This is a genomic window from Mycobacterium senriense (assembly GCF_019668465.1).
GTDB classification, from domain to species: domain Bacteria; phylum Actinomycetota; class Actinomycetes; order Mycobacteriales; family Mycobacteriaceae; genus Mycobacterium; species Mycobacterium senriense.
The window spans coordinates 5,661,479-5,682,172 of sequence record NZ_AP024828.1 but is presented as its reverse complement, the minus strand read 5'-3'; the positions used below and the strand labels follow the sequence as shown (position 1 = coordinate 5,682,172).

The following is a 20,694-nucleotide window of genomic DNA, read 5'->3' as shown; positions in this document are numbered from 1 at the left end:
GCGGCACGCGCGCTCGCGGCTAGTCGGAGCCGAGTTTCTCGAGCATCCTTTTGAATTCGCGCTGCTGAGGTTCGGTGAGCTTGGCCAGGATGCGGGCGTCGGCGCCGCGGACCGCTCCTTCGGCGCGCTTGAGCAGGGCGCGGCCCTGGCCGGTCAGGTTGGCCGGGAGCGCGCGCCCCGAGGACACCGACGACGGGCGTGCCACCGCCCCGACCTCTTCCAGCTTGCGCAGCACCGTGTTCATCGCCTGCGGGGTGACGTTGGTGTGGCGGGACAATTCCGCGCTCGACATCCCCGGGAACATCGAAAGTATGCGCAGGCAAACGAATTCGGGCAGCGTCAGGCCCAGCGGGCCCAGCGCGGCGGCAACTTCCGGGCGCAGCACCGCCCCCACCCGATAGAGCAGGTAACCCAGCGGAGCATCGTCGGCCTGAATCATGTCAACGATATTGACATATTTCCGCCGGGCCGTTGCGCACATCGTTCAGACGATTGTCCGCGCCGCGACGGGGTAACCGACCGGTTACCCGCCGCGTTTGCGGCACACGAGGAGGTTCGATGCCGAAGACGACGAAAGGCGGCGCGGCGAAGAAGAGCGAATTGCCCAGCACTCTGCAACGTTCCAGCGCCAAGGCCCAACGCACGTTCGCGAAAGCGCACGACGCCGCCGCCGAAGAGTACGGCAGCGAGGAGCGCGCCCACCGGGTGGCGTACGCCGCCGTCAAGCACAGTTTCGAAAAGGTCGGCGACCATTGGGAGGCCAAGGACGAGAAGGGCCCATCCGATGAGCGGGCCGAGCGCGGCGGCCTGCGGCCGACCGGGGAGTCGGCCGAGGGCGTCGACGCCAACGCCAGCAAGAAGCACCTGCTGGACCTGGCCCGCCGCCTCGACATCGCCGGCCGGTCCACCATGAACAAGGCGGAGTTGGTCGACGCGATCAAGAAGCACAACCGCCGGGTGCGGGGTCGCTGAGGCCATAGCACGACGAAACCGCTGCCGGCCGCGCAGCTTTCGGCTCGCCGGCCGCTTTCGTTACAGGATCGGTCGTCCGCCGGTCACCGCGACCCGTGCCCCGGAGATGTAACTCGCGTCGTCGGAGGCCAACAGCACGTAGATCGGCGCGAGTTCGGCCGGCTGCCCGGCGCGTCCCAGCGGCACGTTGTCGCCGAAGGATTCCACGCTATCGGGCGGCATGGTCGACGGGATCAACGGCGTCCATATCGGCCCGGGTGCCACGCTGTTGACGCGAATACCCTTGTCGCCCAACAGCTGGGCCAGGCTGGCCGAGAAATTGGCGATGGCCGCCTTCGTCGCCGCATACGGCGCCAGGGTCGGATTGGGCGTGTCGGAGTTGACCGACGAGCTGCCGATGATCGACGAGCCGGGTCCCATGTGCGGCACGGCAGCCTTCGCGAGGTAGAAGTACGCGCCGATGTTGAGGCGGAAGGTGTACTCCCACTCCTCGTCGCTGATCTCGTCGAGGCTTTTGCGCATCATCTGGTAGGCGGAGTTGCTGACCAGGATGTCCAGCCCACCCAAGTCCTGCACCGCCCGGTCGACGACCGCGCGGCAGTGCGCAGGCTCGGAAAGGTCGCCGGGCACGAGTACGCATTTGCGGCCGGCATTGGTGACGTAGCGGGCGACCTCGCGTGCGTCGTCGTCCTCGTTGAGATACGCGATCAGGACATCGGCGCCCTCCCGTGCGAACGCGATCGCGACCGCGCGCCCGATGCCGCTGTCCCCGCCGGTGATGATCGCCTTTTTGCCCAGCAGTTTTCCCGAGCCCTGGTAACTGTTTTCGCCACAGTCCGGAATCGGGTCCATCTGCGCCTGCACGCCGGGGACGGATTGTTGTTGCGCCACAAAGCCCATGCGATTTCCTCTACGGATTGTTCGGGTAATTCATAATCCGGACGAGCCGGGCAAGTGGCCCGCTTTTACCGGCCACCGCTTTACGATTCGCGCGGTGCCGGGCCGGCCGTCGGGACATCCGGGTCGTCGTCGGCGGGCGGTTCCGGGTCGCGCCATTCCTCGCTGCGGCTGGAACGATTACCGCGAATCGTGCCTTCCAATTCTTCCTTGAGAGCGTCGTCCTCGCGCGCCCCGTGCTTGGAGTTTCCGCGTTCCACCTGACTGCCCCCTTTTTTGCGGCTGTCTCGGTTTGCCCACGCTGACATGTCGATTGCCAGCTGAAGGCCTCAGCGCACCGATTACCCGTCAGCGCACGACCTAATCGCGATGGGCCACTGTGAGTATTGGTGCAATTGTTATCCACTGTTGCGAAAGATGCTGTCCAAGAATGCAACCCATTTCCGGTGGCTAACCGGGCGATATGCGCCTGACGAGGGCGCAGATGTTTAAAGCGGTAGTCGGATGGCTATTTGCTGCGTATATCCGCATGCCCTTCTGGGGGGCAATTGTTCGACACGAAAGGAATGAACAATGAGGGTCACCAAGATTGCTGCGACAGCTGCCGCTGCCGGGGGTATTGCGGCGGCAAGCGTTTTCGCGGCGACGCCCGCTTCCGCCGCGCCCAACATTCAGGGCTTCGGCACCAGCGAACAGCTGGTCGACGGGCCGCTCATCACCAACTACACGGTGAGCAACCTGCAGCCCAGCAACGTCGCCATCCCCGGCTACACGCCGAAGGGAACGCTGTACCAGGCTGACATCAGCGCCAGGTCGGACGGCGGGCTTGTCACCCCGATGGTCAACGACTTCATCGCCCGCGGGCCCAACGGCCAGAACTACCGGGTGATTGACAAGGTGGGCGTCCCGAACGGGCTGAACCCGGCGCCCATCGCCCAGGGCAACGAGTCGACCGGCACGCTGTACTTCGACGTGACGGGCGCGCCGCCTAACGGTGTCGTCTATAACGACGGGACGCAGGACGTCTTGATGTGGACGTCCAACGTGCAGGGTGGTTCGGCGCCGGCCGCGCCGAACAGCCCGGCGCCGGGCGCTCCGCCTGCGCCTGCCCCGGCTCACACCTAAGTCGGTTGTGAAATCTCCCCGCGCCACGCCACGTGACGCGGGGAGATTTGCGTCTGGGCGAATCGTGGGCGCCCGAATCGGGTATGCGATAAATCATGAGTAATCCGGATCACCGGCCGGCGCCGGTACGCGCCCAAGCGCAGCGGCACGCCGAAGAGGCCCGCGAGGCAATGGAAGAACGCCGCAGCAAGCAGAGCGGCGGGTTGAGCGGCTGGGTGGCCGAGCGCGCCGCCAGGTGGGATCTCTCCGGCCAGGACGAGACCGCCCTGCAGCGACAGAAGTATCTGTGGAATGTGCTGGTGGACTACTGGTTTCGGATGGAGATCGACGGCTGGGAGAACATCCCGGAGTCACCACCCGCGCTGCTGGTGGGGATCCACTCCGGGGCTCCGTTCGTCTGGGATGCCTGGACCGTCGGCCTGCAATGGTGGCGTCGGTTCGGCCAGGAGCGCACGTTGCACGGCACCGCGCACGATGCGCTGATGGCAATTCCGTTGTTCGGAAGGTACTTCCGGTCGATGGGGGTGCTGCCGGCGGCCCCCGACGCGATTGCCACCGCGCTGGCCGAAGGGCGTGACGTGGCGCTGTGGCCCGGTGGGGAAGTGGACTCTCTGCGCCCGTGGATGGAGCGGGATCAGGCCAACCTGGCGGGGCGGACCGGTTTCGTCAAGATGGCGATTCGTGCCGGCGTGCCGATCGTGCCGATCGCCACGGTCGGCGGCGCCGACGCGATGCCGGTGTTGATCCGCGGCGACCGGCTGTCGAAAGCGCTACGCCTGGACCGCATCCTGCGGCTCAAGGTGTTTCCGTTGGCTGTTTCGTTGCCGTGGGGGATCGCACCGGCGGCGCTGCCGCAGCTGCCCCTGCCGGCCAAGATCAGAACCCGGTTCATGCCCCCCGTCGAACTCGACAACGATCCCGCGCGGGCCGACGACGACCAATACATCGACCGCAAATACCACGAGGTGCAAGACGCCATCCAGGAAGGAATGGATGCGCTCGCCCGCAAGCGCGCGTTCCCGCTCTTCGGCTAGCGGCCCACCAAAACGATGCCGCTAAAAGCGTTAGGGCTCCAAGACCTCCGGGTTCGGGCGCCTTGGCGCGGACGCGGTGGTCGAGGTCCAGATCGGAGTCAGCGTCGAGCCGGCAACGACCCATTCCGGTTGCGGCGGCGTCGCCGCCCGGTAGCCGACGCCCCGGACGGTGTCGACCAGGAACTGGTGGCGGGTGCCCAGCTTGGCGCGTAGCCGCCGGATGTGCACGTCGACCGTACGGACCTTGCCGGTGCTGTCGTAACCCCACGCCTCCCGCATCAATCGCGTCCGGGTGAACGCCTGACCGGCATGCTGCACAAGGAAATTCAGCAATCTGAACTCGGTGAGGGTCAGGCCCAGGTCGTGGCCGTCCAGCGTCGCGGTGAAGCTGGCCGGGTGCAGCAGCAGGTCACCGAACTTCAGCGTGCCGTCGACCGCGCTGCGCCGGCGGCCGACGGCAAGGCGCATCCGTGCCTGCAATTCTTCGGCACCGGTGCCGGGCAGCATCACGTCGTCGAAGTTGCTGTCGACGTCGACGGCCGCACAATCCGCCGGGGCAACCAGGGCCACCACCGCGGTGCCGGGATTGTCGGTCGTCAGTCGATGGCTGACGGCCTGGGCCACGGCCATATTGCTGCGCGCGTCGATGATCGCGATGTCGGCCGTGGCGAAACGCCCGTCGGTTTCGGCCGCCAGGGTGATGCGGCGCATCGGCCGCGCGAACGTCGCCAGATCCGGTAGGGCCGATTCGAAATCGTCCTCATCGGTGAGCACCACCACGTCCAACGACCATCTCCAAAACTCGTGACGTCCCGGCTTCCCCCCGGTCCGTAGGCACCTCTGCGGAGATGTCTTACAGCGCTACGCCTGAATACCCGCCCCGCTTAAAACTAAGCAATCTCGTGCCGACGCGGCCCCTGAAAAACCTGAGAAAAGCGATGGGCCCGGCCCGTTTCCACGGACCGGGCCCATCGACTGAACAGCGTGCTACTGGTTCTTCTTCTGGCGCTCCTCGGCCGCCTCCGCGCCGCCGCGCGCGGCTTCGGCTTCGGCTTCCTTCTTTGCCGCGTCGCGCTGCGCCTCGGCCTTGTCCTGCTGCGCCTGGCCTTCGCGGGTGAGGTCATCACGACCGGCCACCGCGCCTACGGCCTCCTTCGCCTTACCTTTGGCGTCCTCGACGACGCCCTTGACGGCTTCGGCAGGTCCCGACTTGTTTTCTTCAGCCATGGAAATAGTCCTCCTCGTTGGCGTACTGCGAGCGATTTACGCTCGACGACGGCGATCGCGATCGATCGTCCGCTCATACGGCGAGGCTGGTCCTTATTGCTTAAGACCGCATGTTTCTGCCGCGTTGGTGCGGGTTCCCATGGCACCCGCCGCTCAAACGCCCGCCCGGCGAAACCACACAGGCGCCGGCCCATTCCGGTACCACGAGACTCGAAAATGGTCCGGTCGCCAACTATGCGCATAATGCACCCCGCCGACGCCGCATTGTGCTGCGATGAGGCAGGATGTGAAATGCCGTTCCGGGATAGAGATCGCCCGGGATGGCACTCTCATGCGAGGAGTCTGATGACGGAGTCCAGGGAGCCCCACGTCGCCGGCTCGGCGGCTCCGAGCCCGGAGCCGACACCCACCACCAGCAACGGCGTACCCGGCCAGGCACCGAGCCGGGCCAGGTATTCGCGAGTGTTGCTCAAGCTGGGCGGCGAGATGTTCGGCGGCGGCCAGGTCGGCCTGGATCCCGACGTCGTGTCGCGGGTAGCCCGGCAGATCGCCGAGGTGGTCCGCGGCGGTGTCCAGGTCGCCGTGGTGATCGGCGGGGGCAACTTCTTCCGGGGCGCGCAGCTTCAGCAGCGCGGCATGGAACGCACCCGGTCGGACTACATGGGCATGCTGGGCACCGTGATGAACAGCCTCGCGCTGCAAGACTTTCTGGAGAAGGAAGGCATCGTCACCCGGGTCCAGACCGCGATCACCATGGGCCAGGTCGCCGAGCCCTACCTGCCGTTGCGCGCCGTGCGCCACCTGGAGAAGGGCCGGGTGGTGATCTTCGGGGCCGGCATGGGGCTGCCCTACTTCTCCACCGACACCACCGCCGCGCAGCGCGCCCTGGAGATCGGTGCCGAGGTGGTCTTGATGGCCAAGGCGGTCGACGGCGTGTTCGACGCGGATCCGCGGCAGCACCCCGACGCGGAATTGATCGCCGCGATCAGTCACCGTGAGGTGATCGACCGCGGACTACGAGTGGCCGATGCCACCGCGTTCAGCCTGTGCATGGACAATGGCATGCCGATCCTGGTCTTCAACCTACTGACCAATGGCAATATCGCCCGGGCGGTCGCTGGTGAGAAGATCGGGACTCTGGTCACCACCTGAGGGGAAAACGCGATGACTTGCGCGTGCGAGGATGCGCAGCACAAGAGCAATGTGGGGGTACATCCCGCTTGCGGGGGAGAGGAGCGGCGCACATGATCGACGAGGCTCTCTTCGACGCAGAAGAGAAAATGGAGAAGGCCGTGGCGGTCGCCCGCGACGACTTGTCGACCATCCGGACCGGGCGCGCCAACCCCGGCATGTTCTCGCGGATCGTGATCGACTACTACGGCACGGCCACGCCCATCACGCAGCTGGCCAGCATCAACGTGCCCGAGGCGCGCCTTGTCGTCATCAAGCCCTACGAAGCCAGCCAGGTGGGCGCGATCGAGACGGCAATCCGCAACTCCGACCTCGGCGTCAACCCCACCAACGACGGCACCCTGATCCGCGTGGCCGTGCCGCAGCTCACCGAGGAACGCCGCCGGGAGCTGGTCAAGCAGGCCAAGAGCAAGGGTGAGGACGCCAAGGTCTCGGTGCGCAACATCCGCCGCAAGGCGATGGAGGAGCTGCATCGCATCCGCAAGGACGGCGAGGCCGGCGAGGACGAGGTCGGCCGGGCCGAAAAGGACCTGGACAAGACCACGCATCAATACACCACCCAGATCGAAGAGCTGGTCAAGCACAAAGAAGGCGAACTGCTGGAGGTCTAGCGACCTCAGCAGCTAAGTCCATTCAGGCCAGTGGCAACTCCAGAACCCGGCGCAGGCGATCCGCCTGACAATCCGCCGCGCGCCGCCAAGGGGACGATCCAGCAGCCGGCCAAGAAGACCTCGCGCGCCGGACGTAACCTGGGCGCCGCCATCGCGGTGGGGGCCGGTATCGGCGGCGTCCTGGTCGTGACGCTGGTGTTCGCGCCGCGCTTCTGGGTTCCCATCGTCGCCCTGGCCATCGTGGTGGCCACCCACGAAGTGGTCCGGCGGTTGCGCGAAGCCGGCTACGTCATCCCCGTCATCCCGCTGTTGGCCGGGGGCCAGCTCACCGTCTGGCTGACCTGGCCGTTCCACGCCGCGGGCGCACTGGCCGGGTTCGGCGTCACCGTGGTGGTCTGCAACATGTGGCGGCTGTTCATGCAGGACAACAGCAAAAGGCCCGAGCCGTTCGACGGCTCGCCGTCGGCCAACTACCTCCGGGACGCCTCGGCCACTGTGTTCCTGGCCGCGTGGGTACCGCTGTTCGCGTCCTTCGGCGTGCTGCTGGTCTACCCGCACGACGGCGCCGGGCGGGTGTTCTGCCTGATGATCACCGTCGTCGCCTCCGATACCGGCGGATATGCGGTGGGGGCGCTGCTCGGCAAGCACCCGATGGTCCCGGCAATCAGTCCGAAGAAGTCCTGGGAGGGCTTCGCCGGGTCCCTGGTGTTGGGAATCACCGCGGCGACGCTGACGGCGACCTTCCTGGCCCACAAGCCGTGGTGGATCGGCGCGCTGCTGGGCGTCGTCCTGGTGCTGACCAGCACGCTCGGCGACCTGGTGGAATCCCAGGTCAAGCGTGACCTCGGGATCAAGGACATGGGCAGGCTGCTGCCCGGCCATGGCGGCCTGATGGATCGGCTCGACGGCGTCCTGCCGTCGGCGGTCGCGGCCTGGACGGTGCTGACACTCGTTCCCTAGGTTCACCCCAACGTGACCGATACTGGACAGGTCATGGTTCAACAATTGGTGTTCTCCGAGCCGCGGCCCGGCAAGCCGCCGCGGCACCTGGCTGACCTCGATGAGGACGGCCGGGCGTCGGCCGTCGCGGAGCTGGGCCTGCCGGCGTTTCGCGCCAAGCAGCTGGCGCAGCAGTACTACGGCCGGCTGATCGCCGATCCGCGGCAGATGACCGACCTGCCGGCCGGCTTGCGCGAAGCCATCGCCGAGACGATGTTCCCGATCCTGCTCACCGCGGCCTCCGACGTGACCTGCGATGCGGGCCAGACCCGAAAGACGTTGTGGCGCGCGCTCGATGGGGTCACCGTCGAGTCGGTGCTGATGCGCTATCCGCAACGCAACACCGTGTGCATCTCGTCGCAGGCGGGCTGCGGCATGGCCTGTCCGTTCTGCGCGACGGGCCAGGGCGGGCTGACCCGCAACCTGTCGACGGCCGAGATCCTCGAGCAGGTGCGCGCCGGCGCCGCGGCCCTGCGCGACGACTTCGGGGACCGGCTGTCCAACGTGGTGTTCATGGGCATGGGGGAGCCGCTGGCCAACTACGCCCGGGTGGTCGCCGCGGTGCGGCGCATCATCGCCGCGCCGCCACACGGTTTCGGCATCTCGGCCCGTTCGGTGACGGTGTCGACGGTGGGCCTTGCCCCCGCCATCCGCAAACTCGCCGACGAACGGCTCGGCGTCACACTCGCGCTGTCGCTGCACGCGCCCGACGACGAAGTGCGCGACACGCTGGTGCCGGTCAACAATCGGTGGAAGATCACCGAGGCCCTCGGCGCCGCACGGTATTACGCCGACGTCACCGGGCGGCGGGTGTCGGTGGAGTACGCATTGATCCGTGATGTCAACGATCAGCCTTGGCGCGCAGACCTTTTGGGGCAGCGGCTGCATCGTGCGCTCGGGCCGCTGGTGCATGTCAACCTTATTCCGCTCAACCCGACCCCGGGCAGTGAGTGGGACGCCAGCCCCAAGGCGGTCGAGCGCGAGTTCGTCCGGCGGGTCCGCGGCAAGGGGGTGTCCTGCACGGTGCGCGACACCCGCGGCCGCGAGATCAGCGCCGCCTGCGGTCAGCTGGCCGCCGAGCGTGGCTGAACCGGGCGGCCGACGCGCACGTCTTTAAGGCATAACGCCAGCAAACGGGGGTGCGCCATGATTCGCTTGTTCTCTCCGCTCAGGTTGGTTGCCGCGGCGGTTTTGGCCGTGGCACTGATCGTCGTGCTGGGCGGCGCGCCACGCGCGCAGGCCGCCGACGACCGGCTGCAATTCACCGGGACGACGCTCAGCGGTGCGCCGTTCAACGGCGCCGGTTTGCAGGGCAAGCCCGCGGTGCTGTGGTTCTGGGCGCCGTTCTGCCCGTTCTGCAACGCCGAAGCCCCCGGCGTCAGCCGGGTGGCGGCGGCCAATCCCGGCGTCACCTTCGTCGGGGTGGCCGGGCACTCGGACGTCGGCGCGGAACAGACCTTCGTCGCCAAATACGGCCTGAACTTCACCAACCTCAACGACGCCGACGGATCCATCTGGGCCCGTTACAACGTCCCCTGGCAGCCCGCGTACGTGTTCTACCGCGCGGACGGCAGCTCGACGTTCGTCAACAACCCGACCTCGGCGATGTCGCAGCAGGAGCTCGCCGACCGGGTCTCCGCCCTGAGGTCCTGACTTGGCGGACCAGGGTCTGGTCGGTCTGGCCTTCGCCGCCGGGCTGGTGGCCGCGCTGAACCCATGCGGCTTCGCCATGCTGCCCGCCTACCTGCTGCTGGTGGTGCGCGGCCAGCGCGCCGGGGCCTCGTCGGGTGTGACGGCGGCCGGGCGGGCGCTGGCGGCCACCGTCGGGATGGCGCTGGGCTTCCTGACGGTGTTCGGCGTGTTCGGTGCGCTGACCGTCTCGGCGGCCACGACCGTACAGCGATATCTGCCGTACGCCACCGTGGTCGTGGGCGTGGTGCTGATCGGGCTCGGGGTGTGGCTCCTGTCGGGCCGGGCGCTGTCGGCCCTGACCCCGCGGCCGCTGGGGCCACGGTGGGCCCCCACCGCCCGGCTGGGCTCCATGTACGGGTATGGCGTCAGCTACGCGATCGCCTCGTTGTCGTGCACCGTCGGGCCGTTTCTGGCCGTCACCGCCGCCGGTCTGCGCGGGGGATCGATCGCCACCGGCGTGGCGATCTACCTCGCCTACAGCGCGGGGCTGACCCTGGTGGTCGGGGTGCTGGCGGTCGCGGCGGCGACGGCGAGCTCGGCGATGGTGGACCGGTTGCGCCGCATGCTGCCGTTCGTCAACCGGATCTGCGGCGCGTTGCTGGTGCTGGTCGGCCTGTACGTGGCCTATTACGGCGGCTATGAGGTGCGCCTGTTCGGCGCGAACGGCAACCCGCAGGACGCGGTGATCAGCGCGGCCGGGCGGCTGCAGGGCACGGTGGCCGGCTGGGTGCATCAGCACGGCGGGTGGCCGTGGGTGATCGCGGTGGTCGGGCTGGCGGTGGTCGTGATCGGCGGCGCCTGGCATCGCCGGGCGCATCGCTAGGGCGAACGGGGTGGCCGCTACCTGATCCAGCCGCGGCGGCGGCCCCACAGGTCGCGGATCAGCGCGACGAGGATCAGCGCCGCGAACGCGATCAGGAACCAGTTCTCGATGTGGCCGACGTGGTTGCCGCGCAGCATCGCCAGCAGGAATCCGAAGCCGATCAGGCCGGCAATGTGCCAGGTGCGGTGGTTGATCCTGCTCCAACCCCACGCTGCCGACGGCACCTCCACGTCGTCGACGCCGTTGAAGCGCTCCACCTCGGTACTGGCCACGGCAATCCCCTTCGGATCGGATTGGCTTGTCGAACCCAAATTCTGGCATACCCGCCGGCGGGCCTGCGGGGCGTGGCCCGCGTGGGCGCCGGGCGGCACAATGAATGGGTGACCAACCCGACGACCGATGGGCAAACGCGGGACCGCCTGCGTGTGCTGGTGCTGGGCAGCACCGGCTCCATCGGCACCCAGGCGCTGGACGTCATCGCCGCCAACCCGGACCGCTTCGAGGTGGTCGGTCTGGCCGCGGGCGGCGCCCACCTGGACACGCTGTTGCGGCAGCGCGCCGAGACCGGTGTGACCAACATCGCGGTCGCCGACGAGGGCGCGGCACAGCGGGCCGGCGACATCCCGTTCTCCGGCCCCGAAGCGGCAACCCGGCTGGTGCAGGAGACCGAGGCCGATGTCGTGCTCAACGCGCTGGTGGGGGCGTTGGGGCTGCGGCCCACGCTGGCCGCGCTGGAATCGGGCGCCCGGCTGGCGCTGGCCAACAAGGAATCGCTGATCGCCGGCGGTCCGCTGGTGCTGCGGGCCGCCCAGCCGGGGCAGATCGTGCCGGTGGACTCCGAACATTCCGCGCTGGCGCAGTGCCTGCGCGGCGGGGGCCCCGACGAAGTCGCCAAGCTGGTGCTGACCGCCTCCGGCGGCCCGTTCCGTGGCTGGACGGCCGCCCAGCTCGAGGACGTCACTCCGGAGCAGGCGGGCGCCCATCCGACGTGGTCCATGGGCCCGATGAACACGCTGAACTCGGCCTCGCTGGTCAACAAGGGGCTGGAGCTGATCGAGACCCACCTGCTGTTCGGCATCCCGTACGACCGGATCGAGGTGGTCGTGCACCCTCAGTCGATTGTTCATTCGATGGTCACGTTCGTGGACGGCTCGACGCTTGCCCAGGCCAGCCCGCCGGACATGAAACTGCCGATCTCGCTGGCCCTGGGCTGGCCGCAGCGGGTCCCCGGCGCGGCCGCCAGCTGTGACTTCAGCACGGCGTCTAGCTGGGAATTCGAGCCGCTGGACGAGGACGTTTTCCCGGCCGTCGAGCTGGCCCGGCACGCCGGGCAGACCGGTGGCTGCATGACCGCCGTCTACAACGCGGCCAACGAGGAGGCGGCGGAGGCCTTCCTCGCGGGCCGGGTCGGGTTCCCCGCGATTGTCAAAACCATCGCCGACGTGCTGCACGCCGCCGACCAATGGGCCGTTTCACCCGCTAACGTGGATGAGGTACTCGACGCGCAGCGCTGGGCACGGGAGAAGGCGCGGCGTGCCGTCGCGCAAGCCCAGCCCGCCAAGGTGTCAGCAAAAGCCTCCGGAGTGGCGTGAGAAAGGTCCTCGCAGCCAAATGATGTTCGTCATCGGCATTGTGTTGTTCGCACTGGCCATCCTGATCTCGGTGGCCCTGCACGAGTGCGGGCACATGTGGGTTGCGCGCGCGACCGGCATGAAGGTGCGGCGCTACTTCGTCGGCTTCGGTCCCACCCTGTGGTCGACCCGGCGCGGTGAAACCGAGTACGGCCTCAAGGCGGTTCCGCTGGGCGGCTTCTGCGACATCGCCGGCATGACCTCGGTGGAGGAGCTGGCGCCCGACGAGACCGACCGCGCCATGTTCAAGCAGAAGGTCTGGAAGCGAGTCGCGGTGCTGTTCGCCGGGCCCGCCGCCAACTTCATCATCTGCCTGGTGCTGCTCTACGTCATCGCGCTGATCTGGGGGCTGCCGAACCTGCATCCGCCGACCCAGGCGGTCGTCGGCGAAACCGCTTGTGTGGCGCCGGAAGTGGCGCCCGGCAAGATCGCGAACTGCACCGGGCCCGGGCCGGCGGCGCTCGCCGGAATCCGGCCCGGCGACGTCATCGTCAAGGTGGGCGACACCCCGGTGTCGACCTTCGACGACATGGCCGCCGCCATCCGCAAGGCGCACGGCAATGTCCCGATCGTCGCCGAGCGCAACGGCACCCCGATCACCACCTACGTGGACGTCACCACCACCCAGCGCTACCTGCCCACCGGGACCAACGGGCAGGGCGGCCAGCAGCAGCCCTCGACGGTCGGCGCCATCGGCGTCGGCGCCGTCAAGGTCGCGCCCACGCACTACGGGGTGTTCACGGCGATCCCGGCCACCGTCGCCTTCGCCGGTGACCTCACCGGCGAGGTGGGCAAGGCGCTGGTCGCGATCCCCACCAAGGTCGGCGCGCTGGTGCATGCCATCGGCGGCGGGCAGCGCGACCCGCAGACGCCGATGAGTGTCGTCGGGGCCAGCATCATCGGCGGCGACACCGTCGACCACGGGTTGTGGGTGGCGTTCTGGTTCTTCCTGGCCCAGCTGAACCTCATCCTGGGCGCGATCAACCTGGTGCCGCTGCTGCCGTTCGACGGCGGCCACATCGCCATCGCGGTGTTCGAGAAGGTCCGCAACCTGGTCCGGTCGGCCCGCGGCATGGTCGCGGCCGCGCCGGTGAACTACCTCAAACTCATGCCCGCGACGTACGTCGTGCTGGTGTTCGTGGTCGGCTACATGCTGCTGACCGTGACCGCCGATCTGGTCAACCCGATCAGGCTTTTCCAATAACGAAACCGAAGGAATCAACACAGTGACCACTGGCCTGGGCATGCCGCAGACTCCGGCGCCCACGCTCGCTCCCCGGCGTCCCACGCGCCAATTGATGGTCCGTGACGTCGGGGTCGGCAGCGACTATCCGATTTCGGTGCAGTCGATGTGCACCACGAAGACGCATGACGTCAACACGACGCTGCAGCAGATCGCCGAACTGACCGCGGCCGGCTGCGACATCGTCCGGGTCGCCTGCCCGCGTCAGGAGGACGCCGACGCGCTGGCCGAGATCGCCCGGCACAGCCAGATCCCGGTCATCGCCGACATCCACTTCCAGCCCAAGTACATCTTCGCCGCCATCGACGCGGGGTGCGCCGCGGTACGGGTGAACCCCGGCAACATCAAGGAATTCGACGGCCGGGTCGGCGAGGTCGCCAAAGCGGCTGCAGCGGCGAACATCCCGATCCGCATCGGCGTCAACGCCGGCTCGCTGGACAGGCGGTTCATGGAGAAGTACGGCAAGGCCACCCCCGAGGCGCTGGTCGAGTCCGCGCTGTGGGAGGCCTCGTTGTTCGAGGAGCACGGCTTTGGCGACATCAAGATCAGCGTCAAGCACAACGACCCCGTGGTGATGGTCGCCGCCTACGAGCAGCTGGCCGAGCAGTGCGATTACCCGCTGCATCTCGGGGTCACCGAGGCCGGACCGGCCTTCCAGGGCACCATCAAGTCCGCGGTCGCCTTCGGCGCGCTGCTGTCGCGCGGCATCGGCGACACCATCCGGGTGTCGCTGTCGGCGCCCCCGGTCGAGGAGGTCAAGGTCGGCATCCAGATCCTCGAGTCGCTGAACCTGCGGCCGCGGGGGCTGGAGATCGTGTCGTGCCCGTCCTGCGGTCGAGCCCAGGTCGACGTGTACACGTTGGCCAACGCGGTGAGCGCCGGCCTGGACGGTCTGGACGTGCCGCTGCGCGTCGCAGTGATGGGCTGCGTCGTCAACGGCCCGGGCGAGGCCCGCGAGGCCGACCTCGGCGTCGCGTCGGGAAATGGCAAGGGCCAGATCTTCGTTCGCGGCGAAGTCATCAAGACCGTGCCGGAAGCGCAGATTGTCGAGACGTTGATTGAAGAGGCAATGCGGATCGCCTCGGAGATGAACAGCGGTGACGATCCGGAAACAACATCCAGCGGTTCACCTGTCGTCACCGTAAGCTGATAACGCCAGCGCCGGTCTAAGAGTTCGCACCACGGAGAGTTCGCCCCATGTCGGCTCCGCCCCTGTTCCGCCTTGTCGGTGAGCGACGGGTGGCCCTGGTGCGCGACGCGGCCGCGGTCTGGCGGGTGCTCGACGATGATCCCGTCGCGTCGTGCATGGTCGCGGCCCGGGTGGCCGACCACGGCATCGACCCCAATTCGATCGGCGGCGAACTGTGGACGCTGCGTGGTGCCGACGAATCCCTGTGCTTCGCCGGCGCCAACCTGATCCCGCTGCGCGGCGCGCCCGCCGACCTGAGCGCGTTCGCCGACGAGGCCATGCGCGGAACGCGGCGCTGCTCGTCGCTGGTCGGCAGGGCCGATTTGGTGATGCCGATGTGGGAGCGGCTCGAGGCGGCCTGGGGCCCGGCCCGTGATGTGCGCGACCACCAGCCGCTGCTGGCCTTGTCCAACCACCCCAGCTGCGAGCTGGATCCCGGTGTGCGGCAGGTCCGGCCCGAGGAGCTGGACGCCTACCTGGTGGCCGCCGTCGACATGTTCATCGGCGAAGTGGGCGTCGACCCGCGGCTCGGCGATGGCGGCCGCGGCTACCGGCGGCGGGTGGCCAGTCTGATCACGGCCGGGCGGGCCTGGGCGCGGTTCGAGCACGGCCAGGTCGTCTTCAAGGCCGAGGTGGGCTCGCAGTCCCCGGGGGTGGGCCAGATCCAGGGGGTGTGGGTGCACCCGGAGTGGCGCGGGCTGGGCCTGGGCACCGCCGGTACCGCGACGGTCGCCGCGGTGATCGTCGGCACCGGGCGCACGGCCAGCCTCTACGTCAACGACTTCAACACGGTGGCCCGCGCCGCCTACGCCCGAGTGGGCTTCGCCGAGATCGGCACCTTCGCGACGGTGCTGCTCGACTAGCCGCCGCCTGGCGGAGCACGGCGGGGCCGCCCTCAATCCACGCATAACGGTTGGGTCTCGGTGTGTCGGCGCCCCTGTTCAGGCCGCAGTTCATAACATTTGCACCGATGGCAACTAGAACAACAATGGCCTCATCCGCCTCAGGCTTGCTGCTGCTGGCGGTCATCGTCCTGTCCGGATGCACGCCCCGGCCCGACGGCCCGGGGCCGGCGGCGGAGAAGTTCTTCCGCGCCCTGGCCGTCGGCGACACCGCGACCGCGGCGCAGCTCAGCGACAGCCCCAACGAGGCCCGCGAGGCGCTCAACGCGGCCTGGTCCGGCCTGCAGGCATCACACCTCGACGCGCAGATCCTCAACGCCAAGTACGCCGAGGACAGCGGCACCGTCGGCTACCGCTTCACCTGGCACCTACCCAAGAACCGGACCTGGACCTACGACGGCCAGCTACGGATGGCGCGCGACGAGGGGCACTGGGCGGTCCGGTGGACCACCACCGCGCTGCACGCCAAGCTGGGCGAGCACCAGACGTTCGCGCTGCGGGCCGACCGGCCGCATCGCGCCTCGGTGAACGAGCTCGGCGGCAGCGACGTGCTGGTGCCCGGCTACCTGTACCACTACACGCTGGACGCCACCCAGGCCGGACCCGCACTGTCCGGCACGGCCCACGCGATCGTCGACGTGCTGCACCCCTTCAACGGGGCCCTCAACGACCCGCAGCTGCTCGCCGAGCAGGCCAGCTCGACGCCACACCCGGTGGACCTGGGCGTCACGCTGCACCCCGACGACAACGACAAGGTGTCCCCGCTGGTCGGGCATCTGCCCGGCGTCGTGGTCACCCCCCAACCCGAAATGCTGCCCACCGACCCGCATTTCGCGCCCGCGGTCATCTCCGCGGTGAAGAAGGCCGTGGTCGACCAACTCGACGGCCAGGCGGGCTGGCGGGTGGTCAGCGTCAACCAGAACGGCGTCGAGGTCGAGGTGCTGCACGAGGTCGAAGGATCGCCGGCGCCGTCGGTGTCGATCACCCTGGACCGGGTCGTACAGAACGCCGCCCAGCGCGCGGTCGACAACAAGGGCGGCAAGGCGATGATCGTGGTGATCAAGCCGTCGACGGGGGAGATCCTCGCGATCGCGCAGAACGGCGGGGCCGACGCGGACGGTCTGCCCGCCACCAACGGCCTGTACCCGCCGGGCTCGACGTTCAAGATGATCACCGCCGGCGCGGCCGTCGACCGCGACATGGCCACGCCCAACTCGATGCTCGGCTGCCCGGGCCACCTCGACATCGGGCACCGCACGGTGCCCAACTACGGCGGCTTCGACCTCGGCGTGGTGTCGCTGTCGCGCGCGTTCGCCAGCTCGTGCAACACCACCTTCGCGGAGTTGAGCAGCCGGATGCCCCCGCGCGGCCTGACCCAGACGGCCGCCCAGTATGGGATCGGCCTCGACTACGCGGTGGACGGCGTCACCACCGTGACGGGGTCGGTGCCCCCGACGGTGGACCTGGCCGAACGCACGGAGGACGGTTTCGGCCAGGGCAAGGTGCTGGCCAGCCCGTTCGGCATGGCCCTGGTGGCGGCCACGGTCGCCGCCGGCAAGACACCCGTGCCCCAACTGATCGCGGGTCGGCAGACGGCGGTCCAGGGGGACACCACGCCGATCAGCCCGAAGATGATCGATGCGCTGCGGCCGATGATGCGTCTGGTGGTGACCAACGGGACCGCCAAGGAGATCGCCGGCTGCGGCGAGATCTACGGAAAGACCGGTGAGGCCGAGTTCCCGGGTGGGTCGCATTCATGGTTCGCCGGGTACCGGGGCGACCTGGCCTTCGCCTCGCTGATCGTGGGAGGCGGCAGCTCCGAGTGGGCGGTTCGGATGACCAAGTTCATGTTCGAAGCGCTGCCGCCGAACTTCCTGGCCTAGCGCCGGTCGCAAGGCGCGGCGCGAGCGCCGGGCGCAGCGGGGCGGCGCCATCTTGCCTAGCACCGGTCGCAAGCCGCGGCGCGAGCGCCGGGCGCAGCCGGGCGGCGCCATCTTGCCTAGCGCCCCCGGGCCGCATCAGCGGTAAATTGCGAACATGACCGATACCGGCGGCGACATGGTGGCCCTGCGGGTCTCCGACGCCGACCGCAACGGCACGATGCGGCGACTGCACAACGCCGTCGCGCTCGGGCTGATCGACATCGACGAGTTCGAGCAGCGCTCGTCGCAGGTGTCCTACGCGCGCACCCGCGGCGAGCTGGACGGTCTGGTCGGCGACCTGCCGGGACCGGGCGCCATCGTCACCTCCGCGGCCGACCGGGTGGAACTGCGCGGCTGGGCGGGTTCGCTGCGGCGTCACGGCGAATGGACGGTGCCCACCCGCCTGGCCCTGGTCCGTCGGCTGGGTTCGGTGGAACTCGACCTCACCAAGGCGCGGTTCGCGGGCCCAGTGGTGGTCATCGAACTCGACATGAGGTTCGGCTCGGTGGAGATTCGGCTGCCCGACGGGGCCAGCGCGTCGATCGACGACGTCGAGGTCTACGTGGGCAGCGCCAGCGACCGGCGCAAAGACCCGCCCGGTGAGGGCAGGCCGCACGTGGTGCTGACCGGTCGGGTGGTGTGCGGCTCGGTGAACATCCGGGGACCGCGCCGTTCGCTGCTGCGCCGCCCGCGGCCCTGATCGCTAAGCCCGTCGCCGAGCCGCGCCCGTCGAGTGTGCGTCGCGGGCGGGAAAACCTGCGAATTCCCGCCCGACGGACACACTCACGGCCGCTGGAGCGCACTCAATGCCGGGCCGCCCTGCCATTAAGCTGGTCGCATGCCTGCTCGCACCGCGCTTTCCCCCGGAGAGTCGTCCCCGACTCTGCCGGTGCCCGGCCGTATCCCGCGCCCCGAATACGTCGGCAAGCCCACGGCCCAAGAGGGCAGCGAACCGTGGGTGCAGACACCCGAGGTGATCGAGAAGATGCGCGTCGCCGGCCAGATCGCGGCCGCGGCGCTGGTCGAGGCGGGCAAGACCGTCGCACCCGGGGTGACCACCGACGAACTGGACCGCATCGCCCACGAGTACATGGTCGACCACGGCGCCTACCCCTCCACGCTGGGCTACAAAGGCTACCCGAAGTCGTGCTGCACGTCGCTCAACGAGGTGATCTGCCACGGGATCCCCGACTCGACGGTGATCGAGGACGGTGACATCGTCAACATCGACGTCACCGCCTACATCGACGGCGTGCACGGCGACACCAACGCGACCTTTCTGGCCGGCGATGTCTCCGAGGAACACCGGCTGCTGGTGGAGCGCACCCGGGAGGCGACGATGCGCGCCATCAACGCCGTCAAGCCCGGACGTGCGCTCTCGGTCGTCGGCCGAGTCATCGAGTCGTACGCAAACCGGTTCGGCTACAACGTCGTTCGTGACTTCACCGGCCACGGCATCGGCACCACGTTCCACAACGGCCTGGTCGTCCTGCACTACGACCAGCCGTCGGTGTCCACCGTCATGCAACCGGGGATGACGTTCACCATCGAACCGATGATCAACCTCGGCGGCCTGGACTACGAGATCTGGGACGACGGCTGGACCGTGGTCACCCGCGACCGCAAGTGGACCGCGCAGTTCGAGCACACCCTGCTGGTCACCGACACCGGCGTCGAAATCCTCACCCTGCCATGACGTTTGCCGGATGACCGGAGCGCTGCTGGTCGCGGGCACCAGCTCCGACGCCGGGAAATCGGTGGTGGTGGCGGGCCTGTGCCGGTTGTTGGCCCGCCGCGGGGTGCGGGTCGCCCCGTTCAAGGCGCAGAACATGTCCAACAACTCGGTGGTGACCGTCGAGGGCGGTGAGATCGGCCGCGCCCAAGCGATCCAGGCGCGCGCGGCCGGGCTGGAGCCCAGCGTGCGGTTCAACCCGATCCTGCTCAAGCCGGGCAGTGACCGCACCTCGCAGCTGGTGATCAAGGGTCAGGTCGCCGACTCGGTCAGCGCCAAAAGCTATGTGCGACATCGTGATCGGCTGGCCTCCGTAGTACTCGACGAATTGACCTGTCTGCGTGACGAATTCGATGCGGTGATCTGCGAGGGGGCCGGCTCACCGGCCGAGATCAATCTGCGCGCCACCGATCTGGCCAACATGGGACTGGCCCGGGCCGCGCAGTTGCCGGTGCTCCTGGTCGGCGACATCGACCGCGGCGGCCTGCTGGCACACCTGTTCGGGACGGTCGCGGTGCTCGAGCCCGACGACCAGGCCCTGATCGCCGGCTTCATCGTCAACAAATTCCGCGGCGACCCCGCGCTGCTCGAGCCCGGGTTGCGCCAGCTGCATGACATGACGGGTCGCCCGACCTACGGGGTGCTGCCGTATGCCGACCAGCTGTGGCTGGACGCCGAGGACTCGCTGTCGGTGGTCGCGCACCGTGCCATCGGCACGCCGGCACCTCCGCTCGGCGAACAGTGGCTGCGGGTGGCCGCCATCCGGCTACCCCGGATCTCCAACTCCACCGACGTCGAGGCACTCGCCTGCGAGCCCGGTGTGCTGGTGCGCTGGGTCGCCGACCCCGCCGACGTCACCGACGCCGATCTGATCGTCATCCCCGGCAGCAAAGCCACTGTCTCCGACCTGTCTTGGCTGCGCGATCGGGGCCTGGCCGACGCGATCAGCGCGCACGCCGGCGCCGGCAAGCCGGTGCTGGGAATCTGCGGGGGATTTCAAATGCTGTGCAGTCGCCTGGACGATCCGGTGGAATCCGGGGCCGCGGGCGTGCCCGGCCTGGGTCTGCTCGACGTCGACATCACCTTTGCTCCCGAGAAGACTTTGCGCCGCTGGCAGCGGCCCCTCACCGGCTACGAGATCCATCACGGGCGGGTCGCCCGCTGTGCCGAGCAGGGCTGGTTCGCGGTCGATGCGGACCAGGGTCCGCAGGGTGTAGTGCGCGGCGCGGTCTTCGGGACCCATTGGCACGGCCTGCTCGACAACGACGATTTCCGGCGCGGGTGGCTGCGCCGGGTCGCCGATGCGGCCGGGCGCGGCGGTTTCGTGGTCGGCGATGTCAACGTCGCCGCGCGCCGCGATACCCAGCTCGATCTCGCCGCCGACCTGCTGGCGTCTCATCTGGACGTCGGGGGTGTTCTCAGCCTGCTTGATGGTCCGCCGCGGCGGCCGGTGCTCTCAAGTCGCTTGTCGCCGTAGGGCATTCGCTGAACCAGCGGCATGAGC

At 68.6% G+C, this 20,694-nt stretch carries 23 protein-coding genes; 17 read left to right on the top strand and 6 right to left on the bottom strand.

Translation table 11 applies throughout. The features are described 5' to 3' along the window. Positions 1–19: 19 nt before the first annotated feature. Positions 20–439, bottom strand: coding sequence for a MarR family winged helix-turn-helix transcriptional regulator (locus tag MTY59_RS26550; protein WP_221043787.1), 420 nt, complete (start codon positions 437–439; stop codon positions 20–22). A 119-nt stretch (positions 440–558) separates the two neighbouring features. Here MTY59_RS26550 and MTY59_RS26545 point away from each other — a divergent pair, with 119 nt between their 5' ends. Beyond that, positions 559–972, top strand: a complete 414-nt coding sequence (locus MTY59_RS26545) for a ChaB family protein (RefSeq protein ID WP_221043786.1) — start codon at positions 559–561, stop codon at positions 970–972. 60 nt (positions 973–1,032) lie between these two features. Here MTY59_RS26545 and MTY59_RS26540 read toward each other — a convergent pair whose 3' ends face one another. After that, positions 1,033–1,872, bottom strand: a complete 840-nt coding sequence (locus MTY59_RS26540) for an SDR family oxidoreductase (RefSeq protein ID WP_221043785.1) — start codon at positions 1,870–1,872, stop codon at positions 1,033–1,035. A gap of 80 nt (positions 1,873–1,952) precedes the next feature. Then, complete coding sequence (locus MTY59_RS26535; protein ID WP_221043784.1) at positions 1,953–2,129, bottom strand: hypothetical protein; 177 nt, start codon at positions 2,127–2,129, stop codon at positions 1,953–1,955. Between the two features lie 313 nt (positions 2,130–2,442). Between MTY59_RS26535 and MTY59_RS26530 the strand changes: the two genes are divergently transcribed. Together MTY59_RS26530 and MTY59_RS26525 are read left to right on the top strand one after the other, a co-directional pair. Then, complete coding sequence (locus MTY59_RS26530) at positions 2,443–2,994, top strand: MPT63 family protein (protein ID WP_221043783.1); 552 nt, start codon at positions 2,443–2,445, stop codon at positions 2,992–2,994. A gap of 95 nt (positions 2,995–3,089) precedes the next feature. Then, the gene (locus MTY59_RS26525; protein WP_221043782.1) at positions 3,090–4,028 is read left to right on the top strand and encodes a lysophospholipid acyltransferase family protein; all 939 of its coding nucleotides are present in this window, start codon (positions 3,090–3,092) and stop codon (positions 4,026–4,028) included. 30 nt (positions 4,029–4,058) lie between these two features. On the opposite strand, the gene MTY59_RS26520 is transcribed toward MTY59_RS26525, so the two are convergent. Together MTY59_RS26520 and mbp1 are read right to left on the bottom strand one after the other, a co-directional pair. Further along, positions 4,059–4,814: a winged helix-turn-helix domain-containing protein gene (locus tag MTY59_RS26520; RefSeq protein WP_221043781.1), complete on the bottom strand. Its 756-nt coding sequence runs from the start codon at positions 4,812–4,814 to the stop codon at positions 4,059–4,061. 201 nt (positions 4,815–5,015) lie between these two features. After that, positions 5,016–5,255, bottom strand: coding sequence for a microaggregate-binding protein 1 (gene mbp1 / locus MTY59_RS26515; protein ID WP_221043780.1), 240 nt, complete (start codon positions 5,253–5,255; stop codon positions 5,016–5,018). A 345-nt stretch (positions 5,256–5,600) separates the two neighbouring features. On the opposite strand from mbp1, the gene pyrH reads away from it, so the two are divergent. The 6 genes from pyrH to MTY59_RS26485 all read left to right on the top strand — a co-directional run bounded on the left by pyrH (position 5,601) and on the right by MTY59_RS26485 (position 10,571). Beyond that, positions 5,601–6,407, top strand: a complete 807-nt coding sequence (gene pyrH, locus MTY59_RS26510; RefSeq protein ID WP_221043779.1) for a UMP kinase — start codon at positions 5,601–5,603, stop codon at positions 6,405–6,407. 92 nt (positions 6,408–6,499) lie between these two features. Further along, a complete protein-coding gene (frr, locus tag MTY59_RS26505; protein WP_007775283.1) occupies positions 6,500–7,057 on the top strand; it encodes a ribosome recycling factor in 558 nt (185 codons plus the stop codon). 30 nt (positions 7,058–7,087) lie between these two features. Further along, the gene (locus MTY59_RS26500) at positions 7,088–8,017 is read left to right on the top strand and encodes a phosphatidate cytidylyltransferase (RefSeq protein WP_221043778.1); all 930 of its coding nucleotides are present in this window, start codon (positions 7,088–7,090) and stop codon (positions 8,015–8,017) included. A 33-nt stretch (positions 8,018–8,050) separates the two neighbouring features. Further along, positions 8,051–9,145: a dual-specificity RNA methyltransferase RlmN gene (rlmN, locus tag MTY59_RS26495; protein WP_221046675.1), complete on the top strand. Its 1,095-nt coding sequence runs from the start codon at positions 8,051–8,053 to the stop codon at positions 9,143–9,145. 57 nt (positions 9,146–9,202) lie between these two features. After that, positions 9,203–9,709: a disulfide bond-forming protein DsbE gene (dsbE, locus tag MTY59_RS26490; protein ID WP_221043777.1), complete on the top strand. Its 507-nt coding sequence runs from the start codon at positions 9,203–9,205 to the stop codon at positions 9,707–9,709. Between the two features lies 1 nt (position 9,710). After that, the gene (locus MTY59_RS26485) at positions 9,711–10,571 is read left to right on the top strand and encodes a cytochrome c biogenesis CcdA family protein (protein ID WP_221043776.1); all 861 of its coding nucleotides are present in this window, start codon (positions 9,711–9,713) and stop codon (positions 10,569–10,571) included. Between the two features lie 17 nt (positions 10,572–10,588). On the opposite strand, the gene MTY59_RS26480 is transcribed toward MTY59_RS26485, so the two are convergent. After that, positions 10,589–10,843: a DUF2631 domain-containing protein gene (locus MTY59_RS26480; protein ID WP_221043775.1), complete on the bottom strand. Its 255-nt coding sequence runs from the start codon at positions 10,841–10,843 to the stop codon at positions 10,589–10,591. A gap of 108 nt (positions 10,844–10,951) precedes the next feature. On the opposite strand from MTY59_RS26480, the gene dxr reads away from it, so the two are divergent. The 8 genes from dxr to MTY59_RS26440 all read left to right on the top strand — a co-directional run bounded on the left by dxr (position 10,952) and on the right by MTY59_RS26440 (position 20,667). After that, entirely contained in the window at positions 10,952–12,163 is a 1,212-nt protein-coding gene (dxr, locus tag MTY59_RS26475; protein WP_221043774.1) for a 1-deoxy-D-xylulose-5-phosphate reductoisomerase, read from the top strand. 19 nt (positions 12,164–12,182) lie between these two features. Beyond that, entirely contained in the window at positions 12,183–13,406 is a 1,224-nt protein-coding gene (locus tag MTY59_RS26470; RefSeq protein ID WP_221043773.1) for a M50 family metallopeptidase, read from the top strand. Positions 13,407–13,428: 22 nt separating this feature from the next. Further along, on the top strand, positions 13,429–14,595 hold the full coding sequence (gene ispG / locus MTY59_RS26465) for a flavodoxin-dependent (E)-4-hydroxy-3-methylbut-2-enyl-diphosphate synthase (RefSeq protein WP_221043772.1): 1,167 nt from the start codon (positions 13,429–13,431) through the stop codon (positions 14,593–14,595). Positions 14,596–14,642: 47 nt separating this feature from the next. Beyond that, entirely contained in the window at positions 14,643–15,497 is an 855-nt protein-coding gene (locus MTY59_RS26460; RefSeq protein WP_221043771.1) for a GNAT family N-acetyltransferase, read from the top strand. Positions 15,498–15,604: 107 nt separating this feature from the next. After that, entirely contained in the window at positions 15,605–17,419 is a 1,815-nt protein-coding gene (locus MTY59_RS26455; protein WP_221043770.1) for a penicillin-binding transpeptidase domain-containing protein, read from the top strand. Between the two features lie 154 nt (positions 17,420–17,573). Then, entirely contained in the window at positions 17,574–18,158 is a 585-nt protein-coding gene (locus MTY59_RS26450; protein WP_064954439.1) for a DUF1707 SHOCT-like domain-containing protein, read from the top strand. A gap of 138 nt (positions 18,159–18,296) precedes the next feature. Beyond that, positions 18,297–19,154 carry a type I methionyl aminopeptidase gene (gene map / locus MTY59_RS26445; RefSeq protein ID WP_221043769.1) on the top strand — a complete coding sequence of 286 codons (858 nt, stop codon included), beginning with the start codon at positions 18,297–18,299 and terminating at the stop codon, positions 19,152–19,154. A 10-nt stretch (positions 19,155–19,164) separates the two neighbouring features. After that, positions 19,165–20,667: a cobyric acid synthase gene (locus MTY59_RS26440; RefSeq protein ID WP_221043768.1), complete on the top strand. Its 1,503-nt coding sequence runs from the start codon at positions 19,165–19,167 to the stop codon at positions 20,665–20,667. Positions 20,668–20,694 lie beyond the last annotated feature (27 nt).